The organism is Hymenobacter daecheongensis DSM 21074 (assembly GCF_900141805.1).
GTDB lineage: Bacteria > Bacteroidota > Bacteroidia > Cytophagales > Hymenobacteraceae > Hymenobacter > Hymenobacter daecheongensis.
In genome coordinates this window covers 51071-72394 of record NZ_FQYN01000003.1, presented here as the reverse complement: position 1 = coordinate 72394, position 21324 = coordinate 51071, and the positions used below count along the sequence as shown (strand labels likewise).

General features: G+C 63.3%; 18 protein-coding genes. 11 read left to right on the top strand and 7 right to left on the bottom strand.

Annotated features, from left to right (window positions below; genetic code table 11):
- The first annotated feature begins 112 nt into the window (after positions 1 to 112).
- On the top strand, positions 113 to 2848 hold the full coding sequence (locus BUB62_RS06010) for a hypothetical protein (RefSeq protein ID WP_073107495.1): 2736 nt from the start codon (positions 113 to 115) through the stop codon (positions 2846 to 2848).
- Between the two features lie 123 nt (positions 2849 to 2971).
- Here the strand turns inward: BUB62_RS06010 and corA are convergent, their stop codons facing one another.
- Complete coding sequence (corA, locus tag BUB62_RS06005) at positions 2972 to 4183, bottom strand: magnesium/cobalt transporter CorA (protein WP_084538866.1); 1212 nt, start codon at positions 4181 to 4183, stop codon at positions 2972 to 2974.
- A 177-nt stretch (positions 4184 to 4360) separates the two neighbouring features.
- On the opposite strand from corA, the gene BUB62_RS06000 reads away from it, so the two are divergent.
- The 3 genes from BUB62_RS06000 to BUB62_RS05990 all read left to right on the top strand — a co-directional run bounded on the left by BUB62_RS06000 (position 4361) and on the right by BUB62_RS05990 (position 7700).
- Positions 4361 to 5344 carry a hypothetical protein gene (locus tag BUB62_RS06000; RefSeq protein WP_143164050.1) on the top strand — a complete coding sequence of 328 codons (984 nt, stop codon included), beginning with the start codon at positions 4361 to 4363 and terminating at the stop codon, positions 5342 to 5344.
- Positions 5345 to 5461: 117 nt separating this feature from the next.
- Positions 5462 to 6751, top strand: coding sequence for an MATE family efflux transporter (locus BUB62_RS19275; RefSeq protein ID WP_073107489.1), 1290 nt, complete (start codon positions 5462 to 5464; stop codon positions 6749 to 6751).
- A gap of 7 nt (positions 6752 to 6758) precedes the next feature.
- A complete protein-coding gene (locus BUB62_RS05990) occupies positions 6759 to 7700 on the top strand; it encodes a glycosyltransferase (RefSeq protein WP_073107486.1) in 942 nt (313 codons plus the stop codon).
- A gap of 133 nt (positions 7701 to 7833) precedes the next feature.
- On the opposite strand, the gene BUB62_RS05985 is transcribed toward BUB62_RS05990, so the two are convergent.
- On the bottom strand, positions 7834 to 9492 hold the full coding sequence (locus tag BUB62_RS05985) for a glycosyltransferase family 39 protein (RefSeq protein WP_159437411.1): 1659 nt from the start codon (positions 9490 to 9492) through the stop codon (positions 7834 to 7836).
- 191 nt (positions 9493 to 9683) lie between these two features.
- Between BUB62_RS05985 and BUB62_RS05980 the strand changes: the two genes are divergently transcribed.
- On the top strand, positions 9684 to 11315 hold the full coding sequence (locus BUB62_RS05980) for a hypothetical protein (protein WP_073107482.1): 1632 nt from the start codon (positions 9684 to 9686) through the stop codon (positions 11313 to 11315).
- Between the two features lie 107 nt (positions 11316 to 11422).
- Positions 11423 to 12400, top strand: a complete 978-nt coding sequence (locus BUB62_RS05975; RefSeq protein ID WP_073107480.1) for an acyl-ACP desaturase — start codon at positions 11423 to 11425, stop codon at positions 12398 to 12400.
- 309 nt (positions 12401 to 12709) lie between these two features.
- Here the strand turns inward: BUB62_RS05975 and BUB62_RS05970 are convergent, their stop codons facing one another.
- A complete protein-coding gene (locus BUB62_RS05970) occupies positions 12710 to 13348 on the bottom strand; it encodes a hypothetical protein (RefSeq protein WP_073107479.1) in 639 nt (212 codons plus the stop codon).
- Between the two features lie 68 nt (positions 13349 to 13416).
- A complete protein-coding gene (locus tag BUB62_RS05965; RefSeq protein WP_073107476.1) occupies positions 13417 to 13698 on the bottom strand; it encodes a DUF427 domain-containing protein in 282 nt (93 codons plus the stop codon).
- Positions 13699 to 13972: 274 nt separating this feature from the next.
- Here BUB62_RS05965 and BUB62_RS05960 point away from each other — a divergent pair, with 274 nt between their 5' ends.
- On the top strand, positions 13973 to 15076 hold the full coding sequence (locus tag BUB62_RS05960) for a vWA domain-containing protein (protein ID WP_073107475.1): 1104 nt from the start codon (positions 13973 to 13975) through the stop codon (positions 15074 to 15076).
- 133 nt (positions 15077 to 15209) lie between these two features.
- Complete coding sequence (locus BUB62_RS05955; RefSeq protein ID WP_073107472.1) at positions 15210 to 16451, top strand: DUF3667 domain-containing protein; 1242 nt, start codon at positions 15210 to 15212, stop codon at positions 16449 to 16451.
- Between the two features lie 48 nt (positions 16452 to 16499).
- Here the strand turns inward: BUB62_RS05955 and BUB62_RS05950 are convergent, their stop codons facing one another.
- The gene (locus tag BUB62_RS05950) at positions 16500 to 17468 is read right to left on the bottom strand and encodes a c-type cytochrome (RefSeq protein ID WP_073107471.1); all 969 of its coding nucleotides are present in this window, start codon (positions 17466 to 17468) and stop codon (positions 16500 to 16502) included.
- Between the two features lie 328 nt (positions 17469 to 17796).
- Here BUB62_RS05950 and BUB62_RS05945 point away from each other — a divergent pair, with 328 nt between their 5' ends.
- Complete coding sequence (locus BUB62_RS05945) at positions 17797 to 19323, top strand: sigma 54-interacting transcriptional regulator (RefSeq protein WP_143164048.1); 1527 nt, start codon at positions 17797 to 17799, stop codon at positions 19321 to 19323.
- A gap of 76 nt (positions 19324 to 19399) precedes the next feature.
- On the opposite strand, the gene BUB62_RS05940 is transcribed toward BUB62_RS05945, so the two are convergent.
- Positions 19400 to 19591: a hypothetical protein gene (locus BUB62_RS05940; RefSeq protein WP_073107468.1), complete on the bottom strand. Its 192-nt coding sequence runs from the start codon at positions 19589 to 19591 to the stop codon at positions 19400 to 19402.
- Positions 19592 to 19659: 68 nt separating this feature from the next.
- Here BUB62_RS05940 and BUB62_RS05935 point away from each other — a divergent pair, with 68 nt between their 5' ends.
- Positions 19660 to 19854: a hypothetical protein gene (locus tag BUB62_RS05935; protein ID WP_073107467.1), complete on the top strand. Its 195-nt coding sequence runs from the start codon at positions 19660 to 19662 to the stop codon at positions 19852 to 19854.
- Positions 19855 to 19972: 118 nt separating this feature from the next.
- Here the strand turns inward: BUB62_RS05935 and BUB62_RS05930 are convergent, their stop codons facing one another.
- Positions 19973 to 20434, bottom strand: coding sequence for a peptidylprolyl isomerase (locus tag BUB62_RS05930; RefSeq protein WP_073107465.1), 462 nt, complete (start codon positions 20432 to 20434; stop codon positions 19973 to 19975).
- A 212-nt stretch (positions 20435 to 20646) separates the two neighbouring features.
- On the opposite strand from BUB62_RS05930, the gene BUB62_RS05925 reads away from it, so the two are divergent.
- The gene (locus tag BUB62_RS05925; protein WP_084538864.1) at positions 20647 to 21273 is read left to right on the top strand and encodes a fasciclin domain-containing protein; all 627 of its coding nucleotides are present in this window, start codon (positions 20647 to 20649) and stop codon (positions 21271 to 21273) included.
- The last annotated feature ends 51 nt before the right edge of the window (positions 21274 to 21324 follow it).

Below are 21324 nucleotides of genomic sequence, written 5' to 3'. Positions count from 1 at the left end.
TAAGTGAAGTCGAAGCATGACGGGCGCAATTGCCTTCACTCAAAAGTAACTTTCCGCTGCCAGCCCTCGAATAGCTATTTTTGCCGCCCGCATCTCCCGGCCCATTTCCTGCATGTCGCAAAAGCTTCTGGTATTTCTGATAGGCCTGCTGCTGGTTTCGGCCCTCGGCTCCTACGTGTATTACCGCCGCAGCGTGGCCCGCGTACCCGTCGATGCCTGGGCCTTGGTGCCCGACGATGCCGTGTTTGTGATGGCCACGCGCGACCATCCCACGCTGATGCGCCACCTGAAGGAAACCCAGCTCTGGGACAACCTGACGGCCGTGCGCTATTTTCAGCAGGTAGAGGACAACCTCACGCTGGCCGACAGCGTGGCGGGCGCGCGCAACGTGGTGCTGCGCTTTCTGGGCCGCAAAAAGGTGCTCACGTCCGTCCACGTCACCGGCCCGGCCAGCTTCGACGTGCTGTTTCAGGTGCCCATCGGGAGCGTGCGCGAGTACCGGCAGGTGCGCACCCTGGTGGATGGGCTGCGGCGCGATGCCCGCTACCGCGTGAGCAGCCGCGACTACCACGGCCAGGAACTGACCGACGTGCGCGAGAAGGGAACCGGCCACGGCCTCACGTATTTCAACTACCGCAACCATCTTATTATGAGCGCCAACGGCGCGCTGGTCGAAGCCGTCGTGCAGCGCCTCGACCATCCGGGCCTGCCCTCCGTGGCCGCCGATTTTCAGAACACCGATTTCTTTCAGCTCAAGGACGTTGATGCCACGCTGCTGATCAACTACCGGCGCATGCCGCAGTTTCTGGGCCTGTTTTTTCGCTCCGAGATTGGGGCGGGGCTGGCGGGCGTCACCAGCCTAGCCCGCAATGGGCAGTTTGAAATGAAGCTGGCCGGCAACAAAGTCGTGTTCAATGGCTTTGCCAACCCCGAAACGGCCCGCGGCAGCCTGCACCAGCGCCTGCGCGGCCAGCTCGCCCGGCGCCTGCGCATGGCCGACGTGCTTTCGGTGCGCACGGCTGTGCTGGTGCACTTGGGGCAGGGGCCGGTGGCCGGGCTGCGCGAAGTCCGCCGGCCCCTGCCCGCCGCCGATTCGCTGACTGCCGGCACCGGCCCGCTCGTGGACAGCCTCGCGGCCGGCTTGGCCCAGGAAGCGGCGCTGTGCTACCTGGCATCGCCTTCAGCCCGCAGCCGGCCGGCCAAGCTGGCGCTGGCGTATTGCCTCAATCCGCTCCAAACGGCTACCTGGCTGGGCCAGCTGCGGCGGCAGACCGGGGCCAGTCCTGGCTTCGAGCGGGTAGGTCCTTACCAGATTTACCAGGCGGGCCTCCCCGAACTGCCCGCCCGCCTGCTGGGGCCGCTGTTCCGGGGCTTTGCCGCGCCGGCGGTGGCAATGGTAGGCAGCTACCTGGTGGTGGGCGACGAGGCGGCCGACCTGCGCCAGTACCTCACCGATGTAGTGGCCGGGGAGGTGTGGAGCCGCTCGCCCACGCAGGTGGCTTTTCTGCAGGAAACCCAGCCCCTGGCCCGCCTGAGCATCTTTCTGGACACGCGCAACAGCTGGAACGTGCTGCTGCGGGCACTGGTGGAAGAGCGCCGGGCCGGGCTGCTGCGCAATGAAACCCTGTTCAAGCGCTTCCCGCAGGTGGCCCTGCAGTTTGTGCCCGCCGCCAACGAAACCGACTCCGACGCGCAGTACTACACCCAGCTGGTACTGCGGCATCCGGCGCTGGGCCCGGCCGTGGCCCGCCCCCAAACCCCGAATGGCACCGGCGGCACGCTGACTTTCAAAACCCGCCTCATCAGCTCGCCCGCGCTGGTGGCGGTGGCGGGCGCGGCCCGGCCGGGCACGCTGGTGCAGGATGGCAGCAACGTGCTCCACTACGTGACCCCAGACAACGTGGTGAGCTGGTCGGACTCCTTGCCGGGGCCGCTGGTGGAGCCGGTGCAGCGCCTGGCCGCCCCGGCTGGCCATCTTTTTGCCACTGCCAACCGCCTGCACCTGCTCGATGAGCAGGGCCGCGAAGCCGCGAATTTCCCCCTCAACCTGCCCGATACGGTGCAGGTCAGCTCGCTCACGGTGTCGCCGGCGGGGGCGCGTGGGGCGGCGCGGCTGCTGGTGGCGGGCGGCGGGGGCAATCTGTTTTTGTATGATGCGGCCGGCAATGCGTATCCGGGCTGGCAGCCCAAGCGCATGGAGTTTGCGCTGGCCGCGCCGCCGCACTACCTCGTGGTGGGCGGGCGCGACGTGGTGGTGGTGCCGCTGGAAAACGGCTACATCTACGCCTTCGACCAACAGGGCAGCGTGTATCCGGGCTTCCCCATCAGCGTGGGGGCGCGGCTGCATACGGGGGCGTTTGTGGAAAGCAGCGCCACGCTGAGCCGCAGCCGACTCACGGTAGTCACGCAGCACGGCGAGCGGGTCACGTTCAATCTGAGCGGCGATATTGTGAGCCGCAGCCGGGTGGCTACCTGGAGCCGCGGCTCCGTGTTCCGCCTCATCCCCGACCAACGCCAGCGCACCTACGTCGTCACGCGCGAAGAGGGCGGCCGCCTGAGCCTGTTTGAGCCCAGCGGCCGGCTGCTGCTCACCCAGACCTTTGTTACCTCCGGCCCGAAAATTACCCAGTTTTTCAACTTAGGCCCCGGCCGCCGCGCTTTCGTCATCACCGAGCCCGGCCCACACAAAGCCTACCTCTTCGACGACCAGGGCCGCCTGGCCGGCGGCCAGCCCTTCGACAGCAGCGCCCCGCAGGTGGGGCTGCTGTATGATGCGGCCACCAGCTCGTATGAGCTGCACCGGGTGGTGGGAAATGAGCTGCGCCGCACGCTGTTGAAGTTTAACTGATTGGCTCATTAGTTTGGCCGTCATGCTGAGCTTGTCGAAGCATCTCTACCGCTTCGTTGCGATGCTACTCCAAGGAAGCGGTAGAGATGCTTCGACAAGCTCAGCATGACACGTTCTCACAGCTCACCGGTTGCTCAGCCAGCCCTTCCGGTAGAAGTAGATCAGCTGAAAGGCGACGATGACGACCAGAATGCTCAGCAGTACCGGGTAGCCCCAGGGCTGGTACAGCTCGGGCATATTGAGGCGGTTGATGGTGCCGTCGGGGGCTTCGCGCTGAAAATTCATGCCGTAAAGGCCCACCACGAAGCTCAGCGGGATGAAAATGCTGCTAATGATGGTCAGCACTTTCATCACCTCGTTCATGCGGTTGCTCTGGTCGGAGAGGTACAGATCTACGAGACTGCTGACGGATTCGCGGTAGCTTTCGGCCAGGTCCATGGCCTGAATGGCGTGGTCGTAGCAGTCTTTGAAATAGAGTTTCATCTCCTCCGGAATCACGTCGTCGGGCATGCGCAGGATTTCGGCAATCTTCTCGCGCTCGGGGTACACCAGCCGGCGAAAGCGCACGATGTCCTTCTTGATGTGCAGAATGCGGTTGAGCACCCGGCGGTCGGCGCGGCCCTTAAAAATGCGCTCCTCCAGCGTTTCAATGTAGTCGCCGATGGCGGCCATGGTAGGGTAGTAGTGGTCGAGCACCACGTCGGTGAGGGCGTAGGCCAGGTAGAGCACGGGCTTCTGCTTGATCTTGCTGAAGCCCGAGCGGATGCGGATGCGCACCGTGTCGAGGCAGTCGTCGTAGTCGTCCTGAAAGCTGATGATGTAGTTGGGGCCGGTGAAGATGGAAAGCTGGTCGTCGTCTATTTCGAGCAGGGTGGTAAACTCCGTCATGCGCGACACCATAAACAGGCGGTTGTCGTCGAACTGCTCCACTTTGGCCCGCTGGTAGTCGCCCAGCACGTCTTCCATCTGCAGCGGATGCAGGTCAAAATCCTGCATCAGGCGCTCCATCAGGGGCAGGTCGCCGTAGCCGCGCACGTCAATCCAGTGGCGCTGCTGGGGGTGGGCGTGGAAAAACGCCAGCATCTCATCGTAGCTGGTGTATTCCTTTTCCTCGAAAAACTGCTCGTCGTAGGAAATCAGAAACAGGCGGGGGGCCAGCGAGTCTTCGCGCACGGTGAGCGTGCCGGGACGCTCCCCCACGCTCAGCTCCCGGGCCTGCCGGGTCGCCGCCCGGTCCGATATTCCGCCCATGGGCTGGTCGGCCGCCATAGAGTCGGGGGCGGTAGTTTCGGTGGTAATCAGGCTGTCGTCCAGAAAGTTATCGGTGTCAGACATGGGGCTAGGTGTGGTGGGGCGCAGAACGGGAGGTGTACGTAGGCTACGGGGCCAAGCGTTGCCGGGGGCCAAAGCTGCGCAAAACCCACCACCTGCTGCCGCCTATCAACTATCCGACGCGGCTATTTCCTCGTACTTTCGCCCTTCGTGCCCCGCCCGTTGCTATTCCCGCTGAGTGTGTCTGCTGCTTTCGTCGAACCCCTGCCTTTGCCCAATGACCAGTACGCGGTGCGCGTGCAGGCCGGCCCGCAGCACGAGGCCCCCGCGCTGCCGTTGGCATTCGAGTCGTTTCTGTATCTGCGCCCCGCGCACCTGAACCTGCAGCGCCACGCGGGCGAGCGGCTCACCTTTTATCTGGAAGACCAGGCTGCCGGCCGCACCGTGGCGCAGCTCCCTGTTTTCAGCGGCACCGCTACGGCTTATAGTCCCTGGCAGGCCCCGTTCGGCTCGGTGCAGCTGGCCGCCGGCCTGAGCGCGGCGGTGGTGCGGGCGTTTCTGGCGGCGGTGGAAGCGGAGCTTAGTGCGCGGGGCCTGCCGCACGCCCACATTCGCAGCTACCCCTTCGCCTACGACCCGGCCGGCAGCGCCTTGCTCACCCAGGCCTGGCAGCAGCTGGGCTACCGCGTAGCCCAGGCCGAGTTGAACAACCACCTGCCGCTGAATACCGATTTTGAGGCCCGCCTGCATCCTTCGGAGCGGCGGCGGCTGCACAAGTGCCGCCGCCACGGGTTCCGTTTCGAGCAGGAGCCGCCGTATCTGCTGCCGCTGGCCTACGAGTTTCTGGCCCGCTGCCGCCAGGAAAAGGGCCAGCAGCTGTCGTTGGAGCTGGCGCGGCTGCAGGAGCTGTTCCGGCTGTTTCCGCGCGAGCATTTCCTGTTTTCGGTGCGCGACGCGGCCGGCGACTGGGCCGCCCTCACGGTGGCCATTCAGGTAAATAGCGAAGTGCTGTATAACTTTTATCCGGCCAGCCCCTTGGCCTACAATGCCTTCAGCCCCGTGGTGCTGCTCAATGCCGGCCTGCACCACTTCGGCCAAGCCAACGGAATGCGCCTGCTGGACCTGGGCACGTCCACCTTGCCCACGGGCCTGAATCAATCTCTGCTGCAGTTTAAGCGCCACTTGGGCGGCGTGCCCAGCCTGCGGCTCATCTTCGAAAAGTAGCGCGGAAATCCGTTCCGCGACGAGCAGCGCGCGTTCCTGCGCGCGTGCGCCAGCTGGTGCGGTAGCAGCTACCCGCTTCGCCCCTCGCGGAACGGATTTCCGCGCTACTTTTGACCCATGCCGCCCGCCGAACCGCTTGCCTTGCCCGAAACCCGCGCTGCCGTGCTGGGGCGGTTTCTGCGCGGGTCGGCGGGCTCGGGCATTGCCATCGGGGCCCGCACGGCGGGGGCGCTGCTGCTCAATAAGCTGCTGGCCGTGTATGGTGGCCCCGGCGGCCTCACGCTGCTGGCGCATTTCCAGAACCTGATGGCCCTGTTCACCACGCTGCCCAACGAGGGCGTGCACGTGGGGCTGATCAAGTATCTGGCGCCGCTGCGGGCCGGCTCGGGGCGCTACCGGGCGTGGCTGGGCGCGGGCGCGGCGCTCAATGGTGCGGCGCTACTGCTGGGCACGGCGGTGCTGCTGGCGGGCCGCGGCCCGCTGGCGGGCATTTTCCGGCCGTCGGTGGGCTGGCTGCTGCTGTTTGCGCTGGGTATCGGGCTGCTCACGGCGCACGTTTTTCTCACCTCAGTGCTGCTGGCGGCCGGGCGGCTGCGGGCTTATGTGGCCCTCACGGTGCTGCTGAGCGGGCTGGGAGTGGGGGCGGTGGCGGTGGTGCTGCGGGCCGGCTGGCCGGTAGAGCAGGCCCTGCTTGCCTACCTGCTGGCCCAAAGCTTCACGCTGATACCCACAGTATTCGTGTGCCTGCGCCATGGCCTGCTGCCCCGGCCGCGCGGCCCGCTCAGCCGGCCCGCCCTGCGCGGCCTGGGCCGGTTTCTGCTGATGGCCGTGAGCGTGCTGCTGTTCAGCAAAGCCGTGGATTTCGTGCTGCGCGACGTGCTGATTCTGCGCTTCAGCCTAGCCCAAACCGACAACTGGCAGGCCGTAGCCAAGCTTTCGGATAACTATACCATGGTGTTTTCGGCTTTGATGGGCAGCGTGTACTACCCGCGGCTGGCCCGGCTGGCCGGGCAGCCCGCCGCGCTGCGCCGCTACGTGCGCACGGTGCTGCTGCTGCTGGCTCCGGGGCTGGCGCTGGGGCTGCTGGCCCTCTACCTGCTGCGCGACTGGCTGCTGCCGCTGCTGTTTGATGCCCATTTTGCCGCCGCCCGCACCCTGCTGGCCCCCCAGTTTATCGGCGACTGGGCCAAATTCCTGACCTGGACGCTGCTTTTTCTATTGATGGCCCAGGCCAAAGTGGGCCGCTACGTGGCCGTACAGGCGGTTTCGGCGGGGCTGTATGCGGGGCTGCTGGCCGTGCTGCTGCCGCGCTACGGGCTGCTGGGGGCTCCGCTGGCCCACGCGGCGCGGTTTGGCGTATTGCTGCTGGGCTGCGGCGTTTATTTCCGGAATTATCTGCGGCGCTGATTATCGGATGAATACTACCGCCAACCACTTCGAGGCCTTGCCGCTCGTCACCATCGTGGCGCTGTGCTACAACCACGCCCGCTTCGTGCGCGAGGCGCTGGATTCAATCTTGGCCCAGACCTACCCGAACCTGGAAGTGTGGCTGGTAGATGATGCCAGCACGGACGAGAGCGTGGCCATTCTGCGCGAATACGCGGCGGCCAACCCCGGCTGGAAAACCATTTTTCTGCCCGAAAACATCGGCAACTGCGCTGCCTTCAACCGGGCGTTTCGCCAGTCCCACGGCGAATTTATAATCGACTTCGCCACCGACGACGTGCTGCTGCCCACCCGCGTAGCCGAGCAGGTAGCCGCCTTCCAGCGCCTCGATGCCAGCTACGGCGTGGTGTATTCGGATGCTGAGCTGATCGATGAGGACTCCCGCCCCGTGCGCTACCACTACCGCCGTGATGCGCAGGGCCAGCCGCACCCGCGCCCGGCCTCGGGCCATGTTTTTGCCGAAGTGCTGCGCCGCTACTTTATCAGCACGCCCACCATGCTGATGCGCCGCGCCACGCTGGCTCACCTGGACGGCTACGACGAGACGCTGGCCTACGAGGACTTCGACTTCTGGGTGCGGGCCGCCCGCGACTTTCAGTTCTACTTTCTCGACGCCGTAACCACCCGGAAGCGGCTGCACCCGGCCTCCATGTCCAGGCGCGGCTACCGGCCCCACGACCCGTTTCTGGCCTCCACCATCCGGGTGTGCCGCAAGGCCCTGCTGCTCTGCCGCACCCCTGACGAGCGGGCCGCGCTGGCCGTGCGCCTGCGCTGGGAATTACGCCAGGCCGTGCGCTGGGGCAATTTCCGGAAAGGCGCGGAGCTGTATGGCCTGCTGCTTGAAACCCAGTCCCCTCAGCTTCTCGACCGGGTGCTGGGCGCATACGCCCGGCTGCGGAAAGGGCAGTGAAACGATGTAGAGACGCATAGTTGCGTCTTGTCGTTCGCGCCAGCACAACGATTGTCGTTCAATGACGAGACGCAACTATGCGTCTCTACACCGTTCAAAAGTCTGCATTGGATTGATAACTCTTCACAGCGACCTACCGCACCCGGTACAGCTCTACCCGGCCATCCTGCGCCACTAGTTGCCGGCGCGGGAAGCGAGCCAGCACGTCGGGGGCGGAATAGCGGATCAGCTTGCGCGTCAACTCGTCGTTAGTGAGCGTGGCGTGGTTGAGCAGCAGCCAGGCTGGCTCACCAGGCACCAGTTGCACCGAGTCGGCAGCGGCGTAGCGGCGGAAGCGCAGACCGGCGGGCACCCGGAAGCCATAGGAAAAGTCGTAGTTGCCCAGCAAAAACTCATCAACGAACACCACGCCGCGCACCGGCCCCGCCAGGTGCTGCCGCAATATTCGCTGCTGCGCAAAGTGCGCCGACACGCGGGGCTTCTGCATAAAATACACGGGCCGCACGGCCAGCATGGCTGCCAATGCCACCACCGCCAATGCCGCGAAAGCGCCCGTGCCCGGCCGGCACCAAGCCGCGCCTACCGCAGTCGGGTGCAGCAGCGCGAAGCCCGCCAGCCCCGCCGCCGCCCCGAAATACAGCGCCAGCCCGCCGTACAGAATCGAAAGGCTGTTGTGCAGCCAGCCCGCGCACAGCAGCAGGCCCAGGGCCAGCCAGCCGCCGCCGCGCCCGGTGCGCACAAAGTCGCGCAGGCCGAAGCCGGCGGCCAGGCACAGCGGCGGCAGCAGCGGCGTGGTCATGCGCGGCAGCAGCGTGATGGGGTTGTATTGGCTGAGTGAGGTGCTGCCCAGCCAGTAGAATGCCAGCGTGGAGGCCGCCAGGGCCAGCCAGAAGCCCGCGTCGGAAGGTGGGTGTTGGCGGCGACCCAGCGCGGCGGCCACTGCCAGCAGCAGCGCCACGCCCAGCCCGGTGCCTACCAGAAACGCCAGCGGCTGGTACGTGACGCGGGCCAGCAGCGCGGCCCGGTTGCCGAGTAGAAAATTGCCTTCCTTCAGAAACTCGTTGGTGTGTTCGATGAGGTGAATGCGGTAGAGCGCATCGTGGGTGAAAACCTGATAGAAGGCCAGGTAGCCCGCCACCAGCACCGTGCCACCGAGCAGCGCCGCGCTCCAGAACCGGCCGTTTTGCCCCCGCCAAACATCCCGCCCCAGCACGCCTACATAGAAAGGCAGGTAGTACACGATGGTTTCTTTGCTGAGCAGCGCCGCGAAGTTGAGCAGGGCAAACCCCACGCCCCAGGCCAGCGGCCGGCGCGGCATCTGCCGCCCGTGCAGCAGCACCATGGCGCAGCACAGGCACCAGAACATCAGAATGTTGTCAGGGTACAGATAATTGGTTAGATTAAGTGTGAAGTAGTGCAGCCCCAGCAGCAGCATGGCCGCGGCCGCCACCACCGGCTCGCGCCGCCGATACCGCCGCCAGATAACCACGGCGCAGCCCACGGTAGCCAGCAGCGGCCATAGCGTGCTGCTGATGATGTTCACGCCAAACAGCCTGTACAGCCCCGCCACCGGCCCGAAAATCAGCCACCGCTCCTTCAATGGATCGTGCAGTAGCCCCTGCGGATCGGGCACGACGCGGAAGGTACCGCTGGCCAGCTGCTGGGCGTAGCGGGCGTAGAAGTAGTCGTCGAGGTCGTAGAGGCCTTCGTGGGTGAGCAGGTAATAGGCCACCGTGAAGAGCACTACAAATAGCAGCGTCAGGTCGGGCAAACGGGAGGAGAGAGGCTTCACGCTGCAAAGCAACCGAATATTGCCCGGAACTGGCCGCTGGGCAGCCGGCGGCGACCAACACACTAGCAGCGGTCACCTCAATTCCCTGCTTATCCGGCGAGGGTTTTCAGTACAAGGGAGTTGGGTACATTTGAGCACCAGATGACGCGGGCGGACATTCCGCGCCGTCCGTCACCCCCCAAAACCGCCAGTTGACCAGCCCCAAACTCCTGCGCGTTGTTCTGCTGCCGGCGCTGCTGCTGGGGCTGGCGGGCTTTGCGCTGGGCTGCTACTATGAAACCAACGACGACGCGGCCATCACCCTGCTGCTGCGCGGCGTGACGGCGGCGGCCCCCGTGACGGACCTGCACCTCTACTTTCATGGGCTGGCCGCGCTGCTGGCTCTGCTCTACGCGCACGTTCCGGCAGTGCCCTGGTACGCGGTGCTGCTCTACGCGCTGCTCTACGCCGCCGCGGTGCTGGTTTTTGCGGTGCTCGACCGGCTACTGCGCCCGCACCTGGCTCCGGGGGCGCTGGTCGGGGCGCTGGTGCTGTTTTTCGGGGTGGCGTGGCTGGAGCACGCGCTCTGGTTTAACTACGTGCGCGTGCCGATTCTGCTGGCGGGCGGCGGACTGCTGTTTGCGGCCCAGCGTGCCGAGCGGCGGGCAGCGCTGCTGCTGGGGCTGCTGGCCATCAGCCTGGCCTTTCTCATTCGGCCGAGTGCGGCGCTGCTGGGGCTGCTGGCGGCCGCGCCGGGGGCGCTGTGGCTGGCGCGGCGGCGGGCGCTGGTGCTGCTGGCCGTGGTGGTACTGGTGCTGGGTGCGGCCCAGCTTACGCTCACCTTCACGCGCACTCCGGCCCAAACCACCTACCGCGCCCTCGACGTGCTCAAGTCGAACCTGAACGATTTTCACCTCTACCAAACCCGCCCCCGCACCGCCCCCGACAGCCTCGGCATCCGGGCCGTGCAACTCTGGGCGCTGGGCGATTCGGCCTTGGTGAACGAGGGCCTGTTTCAGCGCACGGCCTACTTCAGCGGCGGCACTTTCGTGCGCGAGCAGGTGCCCGCCAAGCTCGCGGCCCTGTTCAGCCAGCTGGCCCGCGACTATTTTCCGCTACTGCTGCTAAACTTGGCGCTGTACCTGGAAGTGCTGCGCAATCCGCGCCGCTATGAGGGGCGCCGCCGGTTCTGGCTGGCGCAGGCCGGCTACTTGCTGCTGATTTTTGGGCTGGGCCTCGGGCTGAAGTTCCCGCCGCGCCTGGGCCTGCCGGTGGTGGGGCTGTGGGTGCTCAGCACCCTGAGCTACGTGCTGTCGGTGCCGCGCCGGCCGGTGCGCCTCACGCCGCTGAGCACCCTGGCGCTGCTGCTGATTGGGGCGCTGTATGGGTTCAAAACCGGGCACCGCGTGCAGGTGCTGCGCCGGGAACAAGGGCAAAATGTGGCCCGGCTGCACCAATTGCAGCGTGCCGCCGTTGAGCCAGTATGGGTAGTGGCCGGGCTCGAAACGCTTTTCAAGTCCTGGTCGCCGTTTCAGGAACCCAGCTTTGCGCCCCGTTCCGTGCTCAGCCTCACCGGCTGGATCACGCTCGACCCCTCACAGCCGGCGCTGCGGCAGCACCTCACGGGCACCCGCTCGCTGCCCGCCGCCCTGCGCCGCCTCGCCGACCGCCCCCATGTCGATTGGCTGCTCACGCTGGAAGCGGCTTCTTGGTTACGTACTTATCTGAGGGTCAGTAGCCCGGCCGGACAGCCGGCCATCACAATCCGCGCTGCCGGCTCGCTTCCAGAGCCGGATGCCGCTTTACCTCAACGCTACCGGGTGCGGACAGAATTAGCGGAATAATGGCAAAAGCCAAAATTTTGTAACGCGTAGTTGGTCCCTGCCTGTCGTATCAGTGCTGGGTGAATGCCTACATTTGACTCCCTATTCATTTTCGAATCTCCTCTGCCATGATTGCAACTGTAGCCTCCCGCGCGGAGGTGCTTCAGCATCTCGAACCCTTTCTGAAAGCTAACCTCGATGGTTTCCTGAAAAAGGTTGATGAAAGCTGGCAGCCTTCCGACTACATTCCCGACTCGCGTTCCGAAACGTTTTTCGACGAAGTGAAATCCCTGCGCGAAGCTGCTCAGGGCCTCAGCTACGACCTGCTGGCCGTGCTCATCGGCGACACGATTACGGAAGAAGCGCTGCCCAACTACGAGGCCTGGTTCCATCAGCTCGATGATATGAATAAGGACCCCGACAACGGCTGGGCGCAGTGGATTCGGGGCTGGACGGCCGAGGAAAACCGCCACGGCGACCTGCTCAACCGCTATCTGTACCTCTCGGGGCGCGTGAATATGCGCGAGTTTGAAGTGAGCACCCAGTACCTGATTTCCGACGGCTTCGACCTGGGCACGGCCCACGACCCCTACCGCGCCTTCGTTTATACCAGCTACCAGGAGGCGGCCACCAACCTCTCGCACCGCCGCGTGGGCACGCTGGCCCGCAAAGCCGGCGACGCGCAGCTGTCCAAGATCTGCGGTATGATTGCTGGCGACGAAGCCCGCCACGCCCGCGTGTACCAGACCTTCGTGGAGAAGATTTTCGAGGTAGACCCCTCGGAAATGATGCTGGCCTTCGAGGACATGATGCGCAAGAAAATCGTGATGCCGGCGCACTACATGCGCGAGATGGGCGTAGAAATGGGCAAAACCTTCGGCCACTTCACCGACGCTGCCCAGCGCCTGGGCGTGTATACCAGCCAGGACTACACCGATATTCTGGAAAGCCTCATCACCACCTGGAAGCTCGACCAGGTAACGGACCTGAACGACGCCGCCGAAAAAGCCCGCGACTACATCATGGCCCTGCCTAACCGCCTGCGCCGCGTCGCCGACCGCATGCCGGTGCCCAAGCTCGAATACAAGTTCAAGTGGATTGAGTAAGTCAGTCTTTATTACAATGAGCAGGGCCAGTTTCCAAGCGGAAGCTGGCCCTGCTCATTGCTATACAGTATTCAAAAACCGGCTTTTTATAGTCTGAACAGCGCACCTAGAAGGGCCTTTCTCCTCTGAACAGCCGCATAGCGGCGACAGATTTGTGGAATCCGAATAGGCAAAAACGCAAAAGCCGCGTAGCGGTGACAGAACCGCCCGAACGACTCTGTCACCGCTACGCGGCTTTGAATTACTTTAGACACAATTCTCTACAAACCTGCCGCCGCGCTGCGGCTATTCCTTGGTCCAGAAGATTTGCTACTGCGCTACCGGAGCCTCGTTCACCACGCTTGCTTGCCGGAAGGCGAGGCTGCTTTCGGGCAGCACGTAGCGAATGATACGGGTGCCGCCGCTGGGGCAGCAGTTGGCGTCGGTGGGAAGATAGATAGGGAAGGTGCGCACCAGCTCGCGGCCCTGCACTCGAAATTTGTCCTGGCCCTGGTAGCCGCGGGCGGCGGGGCCGGCGAGCTTAGGCAGGGGCTCCATCCGTTCCCAGTCTTGGCCGCCGAACCAGTAGCCGCGCACCTCGCCGTAGGAGCCGCTGCCGATGCCTTCCACGAATACCAGCAGCTCGTCGCCGGGGCCGGTGGTGAGCCTGGCCAGCTGGGCATCCTGCACTTCGCCCGCAATGGTATCCTGGGCAGTAGTCAGCTCTTGGCCGGCCTGCTCGGCCCGCACGGCCAGCTGCCGCTGCCCCACGGGGCCGCTGGTGCTGATGGTATAGGTGTAGGAGCCGCTGGTCAGGGTTTTGCGGAAGCCGGGGCGCTCGGGCGCGGCGGCAGCTGGGGTGCGGGAGGCCGTGGGGTTGGGCTGGCCGGAGGTGGTTTCGCGGGTGCTGTCGCAGGCCGAAATAGCGGCCAGGGCGGCGAGGCTGAGCAGGGAAAAAGAAAAGCGCATTGCGGGAAATAACGACCGGAACGTACCGGCCACCCGCGAAAGTAGGCCGGCAGCGCCGATTTTGCTGCTTATTCTACCACTTTTACGCCTTTCCAGAATGCCACGCGGCCTTTTATCTGCTGGGCAGCCTCTTTAGGCTCGGGATAGTACCAGGCGGCATCTTTGTTCAGCTCCCCATTCACCCGCACCGAATAGTAGCTGGCGCGGCCTTTCCAGGGGCAGGACGTGTGGGCAATGCTGTCCTCGAACAACTCTTTGTTGATAGATTCGGCGGGGAAGTAGTGGTTGTTTTCGACTACCACGGTGTCGTTGCTTTCCGCGAGTACGGTGTCGTTCCAGATGGCTTTCATGGTTGTTGGGGGGCTTGGGTGGTGGGGGCTTGGACAATCACCTGTCATCCTGAGCTTGCGAAGGACCTGCCTCCGTTAAGTAAAAAGCTCCTCTAAATGAGCAAAGCCTTCACCGTTCGCAGGCAAGGGGGCTTTAGACATTGAAGCACGAGTTGCAGTGCTACAAGAGGAAGGTCCTTCGCTCTGCTCAGGATGACAGGTGTTTTTGTTCCTGCGCACCCCAAACGAACATTGCGGACCGGCCGGTTGTTCTGAGTTCCTAAATTCCTTTCCTATGGCCGCTGGTTTCCGTTTCCGTGATTTTGTGCCCGACGACTCGCCCGAAAAAGGGTTTGAGTCGCTCTTTAAGATATTCATGCAGCTGGTCACCATCACGTCGGGCGACGTGGGGGAGGCACTTTCGTGGCTTAATGAGCTGGACAAGCAGTACAACCTCACCGACGGGGAGTACGGCATCGGCAACTTCATCGACGACCTGAAAAAGAAGGGCTACATCGATGAGAATGAGCAGGAGCGGGGGGCTTTCAAGATTACGCCCAAAACCGAGCAGGGTATCCGCAAAAGTGCCTTGGAGGAGATTTTCGGCAAGCTCAAAAAGGGCAACACCGGCAACCACCGCACCCCGCAGGTAGGCCAGGGCGACGAACTGAGCACCGACCTGCGCGAGTTCCGCTTCGGCGACGCGGTGGACCAGATTTCGATGACCGAAAGCATCCGCAACGCCCAGCTCAACCACGGCCTGACGGATGATTTTATGCTGGCTGAGGGCGACCTGGAAGTGCGCGAAACCGAGCACAAAACCCAGACCAGCACCGTGCTGATGATTGACATCTCGCACTCGATGATTCTCTACGGCGAGGACCGCATCACGCCCGCCAAAAAAGTAGCTATGGCCCTGGCCGAGCTGGTGAAGCAGAAATACCCCAAGGATTTCCTCGACATCATCGTGTTCGGCAACGACGCCTGGCCCATAACGGTCAAGGATTTGCCCTACCTCGAAGTGGGCCCCTACCACACCAACACGGTGGCCGGCCTGGAATTGGCCCTGGATCTGCTGCGCAAGCGCAAAACGCCCAACAAGCAGATTTTCATGATTACGGACGGCAAGCCCACCTGCCTGAAGGAAGGGAACGGCTACTATAAAAACAGCTTTGGGCTGGACCGCAAAGTGGTGAACAAAACCCTGAACCTGGCCGCCGCCGCCCGCCGCCTCAAAGTGCCCATAACCACCTTCATGATTGCCACCGACCCGTATCTGCAGCAGTTCGTGGAGGAGTTTACGCAGGTAAACCAGGGCAAGGCTTACTTCAGTGGCCTGAAAGGTCTGGGCCACCTGGTGTTCGAAGACTACAAAAAGAACCGTCGCAAGACGCTTTAACTCGGGCGTTGCGCAGAAAAAAGGAGAAGGTCTACGGATTTTCTCCTTTTTTTGTGACCATGCTAGTGGGCCGGGGCAAATAGCTGCCGGGCCTTTCTATCCTCTTGAATAAGCGTGCTCAGAATACCCCGCTATGTCGAAACACCGGCGCAAGACGGCCGTCTGCCCCAACTGTGGTACTTCGCTGGCTTCGGCCGCCAACTTTTGCCCCACCTGTGGCCAGGAAAACCACGATTTGAAAGTGCCGCTGGGCCATCTGCTGTATGAGCTGATTGAGGGAATCTTCCATTTCGACGCCAAGTTCTGGACCACGGCCCGCACCCTATTTACGCGCCCCGGCCAGATTACCCACGACTTCGTGGCGGGCCGCCGGGCCCGCTACGTGCCGCCCGTGCGGCTGTACATCTTCGTCAGCCTGATCTTTTTCTTTCTGGTCACGAAGCTCTCCGATACCAAGCTCACCGTAGACGAAGCCAACCTGACCCAGCAGCAGCAGAGCGAAGCCCGGTTTCAGCGGCAGCTGGTCGCGCAGGGCGTACCGCCGGCCGTGGCCGCGCAGCCGCGCTTTACGCAGTTTTACAAAGAATTTGAGCAGCAGCTGCTGGATAGTTTGCGGGCAGCACGGCGGCGGCCGGGCTCTACTGCGGCCGCTGGCGCGGCCGAGTTGGAGCGGCAGTACGCCCGCCTGCTGGTGCTCCAGACGCGGGCCGACAGCCTTTTACTCGCCCAAAGCAACCGGCAGCTCCTGGCAGTAGGGCTGAACTATACGGGTACTCCCACGGCCGAAAAGCGTCCGTTCACGCTGGTTTTGCCCCGCGGAGCCTTCGTGGCCATGCGCTACGCCAACCCCGCCCGCCTCGATTCGACCCTACGCGCCCACGGGCAGGCCACTAGCTGGTACAACCGCACGCTGCTGCGCCAGACGGCCCGGATCATGAGTCCGCTAACGCGGCGGGAAGGGATGCGGGAAGGCGTGCTGGAACAGAGCCGCGAGCTGCTGCACCGCGTGGTGAAGAATGCCTCCCTGATGATGTTTCTGCTGATGCCGGTGGTGGCCGGGCTGCTGCTGCTGCTCTACTGGCGGCACAGCAAATTCTACTATGAGCACCTGATTTTCTCCGTCCATCTGCACACCATCATCTTCCTGGTTCTCTCGCTGGTGTGCGCCCTGTGGCTGATTACGGGCCTCGGGGTGGCGGCTCTGCTGGGCGCGTTGGTTCTGCTGGGCGTTTACTTCTGGCTGGCGCTGAAAACCATGTACGGGCAGAACATCTGGCGAACCACGTTCAAGTTTGGGGTTTTCACGCTCTGCTACGCCCTCAGCTTCGCGCTGCTGTCGTTCCTGACGGGGGTGTGGAGCTTCCTTACGTTTTAAGAGTGGCCGGCCCAATCAGCCCAACATCTCCCGCATCTGCTCAGGGCGCTACCGGGCCGCCACCGCGCCATCTCCCGGCGTCGCGTTTTTGATAGTCGGCACCGTGCGCAGGTACGCGAAAATAGCTTTGGCCTCGCCTTCGTCCATCAGCGTGAATTTGGGCATCGGCATTTGCAGCGGGCCGTGGGGCGACTGCCCGTAGCGCACGGCCTGCACGAACTGCGTTTCGGTCCAGTTGCCGAGGCCGGTTTCGGGGTCGGAAGTGAGGTTGGGGGCAATGATTTCCTGGCCCGTTGGGGTCAGCAGCTTGGTGCCGCCGGCCAGGTAGCCCTCCGATTTTTCGGGTTCCAGGGAGTTGTTGGTTTTGAAGTCGTGGCTGTGGCAGTCGTAGCACTTGTAGCGGCCCACTACCAGGTAGCGGCCGTAGGCCACGGCATCGGTGGGGCTGGGGGCCACTACCGGCCGGGTGGGCAGCGGCGTGGGTTTCATCACGGTATTCACCAGCGCTTTGCTCAGAAAAGAAGGCTCCTGCGGGTGCGAGGGGGTGGCGTTGGGTTGCACCGGTGCCGCCGAAGAGCGCAGGTAGGCAATGACGCTGTGCACGTCTTCATCCGACATGTGCACGAAGCTGGGCATCACAATGCGGAAGCGGCCGTCGCGGCCGATGCCGGTGCGCAGCAGCCCCACCAGCTCCGCATCGGTCCAGCGACCGATGCCGTGGGTGGGGTCCTGGGTGATATTGGCCGCGTAAAGCGTCCCGAATTCCGGCGGCAAGTCATCGAGCCGCCGGCCCGACAGCATCCGGGTTTTCCGGTCCAGGTGGCAGTCGGCGCACATCGAATTCACGAGTTTTTCGCCCTGCGTCACCCGCGCCGGGGTGTAGGCAATGGCGGCCATCGTGGGTTTGGGCATGGCGTATTTCGGAATGCCGCGCACGCTCACGAACGTAGCCGCGCAAGCCGCCAGAAAAATCAGGCCGGCCAGGGTGAAGCCCAGCACGCGGAAAAGCTTTTTCATAGGAGTAAGTGACGGGTTTAATATTAAACTTTATAAATATATAATATCAATATTCTTTTTTCAAAGCCAGCGCAAGCTAAAAGTTTGACCGGCCGGCGCGGGTTGTGAGCTGGCGGCCCAAGCCTGTTGTACGCGCACTGCGAAGGTGGTCAGCACTCCGGCCTTCTCTAGTGCAGCCTACTTGCCCAGCGCCGCGCGCCACGCCAAGGCCCTGACCGCCAGCGCCCCGACTGGGGGGCTCGAACCAATGGCCGGGTCAGGCAGTTATAGCACTACTTTTCCGCGCCCCGGCCACTGGCTGCGGTGGGCGCTGCACTTTCCCCTCTCTATGAATCGAATCGACATTCGCACCCTCGGCGACCTGAAGAAGTCTGGCTACCAGCCCCGCTCCGTGAAGCAGGAGCTTCGCGACAACCTCATTGCCCGCCTCCAGGCCAAGGAAGAAGTGTTTCCCGGCATCTTCGGCTACGAGGAAACCGTTATTCCGGACCTGCAGCGCGCTATTCTAAGCATGCACCACATCAACCTGCTGGGGTTGCGGGGCCAAGCCAAAACGCGCATTGCCCGCCTGCTGGTCGAGCTGCTCGATGAGTATGTGCCGGTAGTGGAAGGCTCCGAGCTGAACGACGACCCGCTGCAGCCGCTGAGCATCTACGCCAAAAACCTGATTGCCGAAAAAGGCGACGACACGCCCGTGGCCTGGCTGCACCGCTCCGACCGCTATACCGAGAAGCTGGCCACCCCCGACGTGTCGGTGGCCGACCTTATCGGCGACGCCGACCCCATCAAGGCCGCCACCCTGAAGCTGCCCTACTCCGATGAGCGGGTGATTCACTTCGGCCTGATTCCCCGCTCGCACCGCGGCATTTTCGTGATAAACGAGCTGCCCGACCTGCAGGCCCGCATTCAGGTGTCGCTGTTCAACATTCTGCAGGAAGGCGACATCCAGATCCGGGGCTTCAAGGTGCGGCTGCCGCTGGATATCCAGTTCGTATTCACGGCCAACCCCGAGGACTACACCAACCGCGGCTCCATCGTGACCCCGCTCAAGGACCGCATCGACTCCCAGATCATCACGCACTACCCGAAATCCATCGAAATCGGCAAGCGCATCACCCGGCAGGAGGCCCGCATCAAGGAAGCCCAGGCTGGCATGGTAACCACTAACGAAATCATCCGCGACCTGGTGGAGCAGGTGGCCGTGGAGGCCCGGGCCTCGGAGTTCGTGGATGCCAAGAGCGGCGTATCGGCCCGCCTGACCATCGCGGCCTACGAAAGCCTGATTAGCGCGGCCGAGCGGCGGGCTTTGATCAACGGCGAGAAGAAAACCTACGTCCGCATAGCCGATTTCCTGGCCGCCGTGCCCGCCCTTACCGGCAAGGTGGAGCTGGTATACGAAGGCGAGCAGGAGGGGGCCGGCCTGGTGGCCGAGAAGCTGATGGGCAAGGCCATCCGCACGCTGTTCCTGACCTACTTCCCCGACCCCGACAAGCAGAAGAAAAAGAAGACCATCCCGAACCCCTACAAGGAGGTGCAGGACTGGTTCAGCGCCGGCAACACCGTGGACGTGCTCAGCGACGCCGCCGACAAAGACTACCACGCCGCCCTGGAGCAGGTGCCCGGCCTGCGCAGCATCGTGACCTTTTTGCACCCCAACGAGGACGCCGAAACCACCTTCTTCCTGATGGAGTTCTGCCTGCACGGCCTGGCCGAGCACAGCCTGATTTCGCGCAACCGCGTGCAGTCGGGTACGCAGTTCAAGGATCTGCTGTCGTCGATGTTCACCATGCCGAGTTTTGGCGGGGATGAGGACGAGGACGACGAGGAGGAGCAGAAGCCGCGCCGACGGGGGTAGAGACGCATACTTGCGTCTCGGCGTCCGCGCCAGTTTAACCAGTACCGTTCAACGATTGAGACGCAAGTATGCGTCTCTACAACCGTTCAGATAGAAAACACCCCGCATACTGGCTGGTATGCGGGGTGTTTTTTTGGTGCGCATTGACCTCCAGCTCGCCCCGCCCCAAAACCGCTTCACCGAGAAAAATACCCTGTTCGCACAGGGCCGGCTGCTGCTCGGCGAAACGGCGAAAAACTGCCGGTTTGGTGGTGTTGCTTTGTATCATTCCAACGGCCAGAACGGCTGCCGGAATTACCGCGACTACTTTCCCACACACTTTCAACTTCTCTGGTCATGCACGCTGCTCTCCTCGCCCGCCTCACCTTGCTGCTCCTCGTTCTGGCTTTGCTCGTGCCCTCCGCACCAGCCGCTGCTGCCGACCGCGCACCCTACGTGCGGGCCGTGAGCAAAGGCCGCGTGGCGCTGCACCGGCCCAACTACAAAAGCTACAAAGCCAACCAGAACCGTTGGTTCTTCCAGCGCTGGTAGGCCCGAATAGTCGATAAGAAAATATAACCTGGTTTTTCACCCACCGCGCAACGCGAAAGAAGCCGCCTGCTAACCAGCAGACGGCTTCTTTTTGGTTCAAACAGCTATCAGAGGCAAACTACGCCTGCTCGCTCACCACGATTTTCTGGATTTCGTCGTTGGGCTTGATCTGGTCAATCACGTCAACGCCTTCCACCACTTTGCCGAACACCGTGTGCACGCCGTCGAGGTGGGCCGTGTTGTCGCGGCTGTGCACGATGAAGAACTGTGAGCCGCCGGTGTTTTTGCCGGCGTGGGCCATGCTCAGCGCGCCACGCTCGTGGTACTGGTGGCCGCCTTTGGTTTCGCAGTCGATTTTGTAGCCGGGGCCGCCGGTGCCGGGCGTGCCCTTGGCGCCGGCGCGGGAGTTGGGGCAGCCGCCCTGAATCACGAAGTTCGGGATGACGCGGTGAAACTTGAGGCCGTCGTAGAAGCCTTTTTTAGCCAGGTCGGTGAAGTTCTGGACGGTTTTGGGCGCGTCCTGCTCGTAGAACTCCACTTTCATAACGCCTTTGCTGGTGTGAATTTCGGCAGTTTTCATGCGGAAGAAAGAAAAGTAGATGGATGGGGGAAAACCGGCTATACGCGGCCGGAGGCCGCGGGACCGGCCGCAAAGGTAGCCAATTCGGCCACCGGCCAAACATCCGGCGAATTGGCGGGTTTCGAGGGCGGTAATAGCATCCCGGAAACCGAATATGCTGATATTCGCCCCGAACTTCCCCAACCTTCCTTCTTAACCCCGTTCCGCGTTCCATGAAAAAGACCTTCCGCACCGCCGCCTTCGCCCTAAGTGCCGCCACTCTGCTGGCCCTCAGCAGCTGCGGCGACACCACCAAGACCGAAACCACCACCACCGCCGCCGCCGATGCCGCCACCGACACGGCCATGGTGTCTACCGATTCGGCCCGCATGGGCAAGCCCGAAGGCGTGATGGTAGACGGCGTGGCCATGACCCCGGACAAAAGCATTATTCAGAACGCTGTGCAGGCGGCCAGCGTGAGTACGCTCATCAAGGCTATTTCGGCCGCCGACCTGGGCGGTACGCTCAGCGGCCCCGGCCCTTTCACGGTATTCGCCCCCACCAACTCAGCCTTTATTTCGCTGCCCAAAGGCGCGCTGGATGGCCTGATGAAGCCCGAAAGCAAGGAAAAGCTCAAGGGCGTGCTCACCTACCACGTCATTGCCGGCCGCCTGCTGGCCGCCGACCTGAAAGACGGCCAGGAGCTGACCACCGTGAACGGTGAGAAAGTGAAAGTGGCCGTGAAAGACGGCAAGGTGATGATCAACAACGCCACCGTGCAGATTGCCGACGTAGTTTCCAGCAACGGCATCACCCACGTCATCGACCAGGTGCTGCTGCCGTCGGCTCCGGCCCAGTAAGCAGTATTCCGAAGCAATTCGGCCCCGACCAAAGCCACCCGCCCTGTGCGG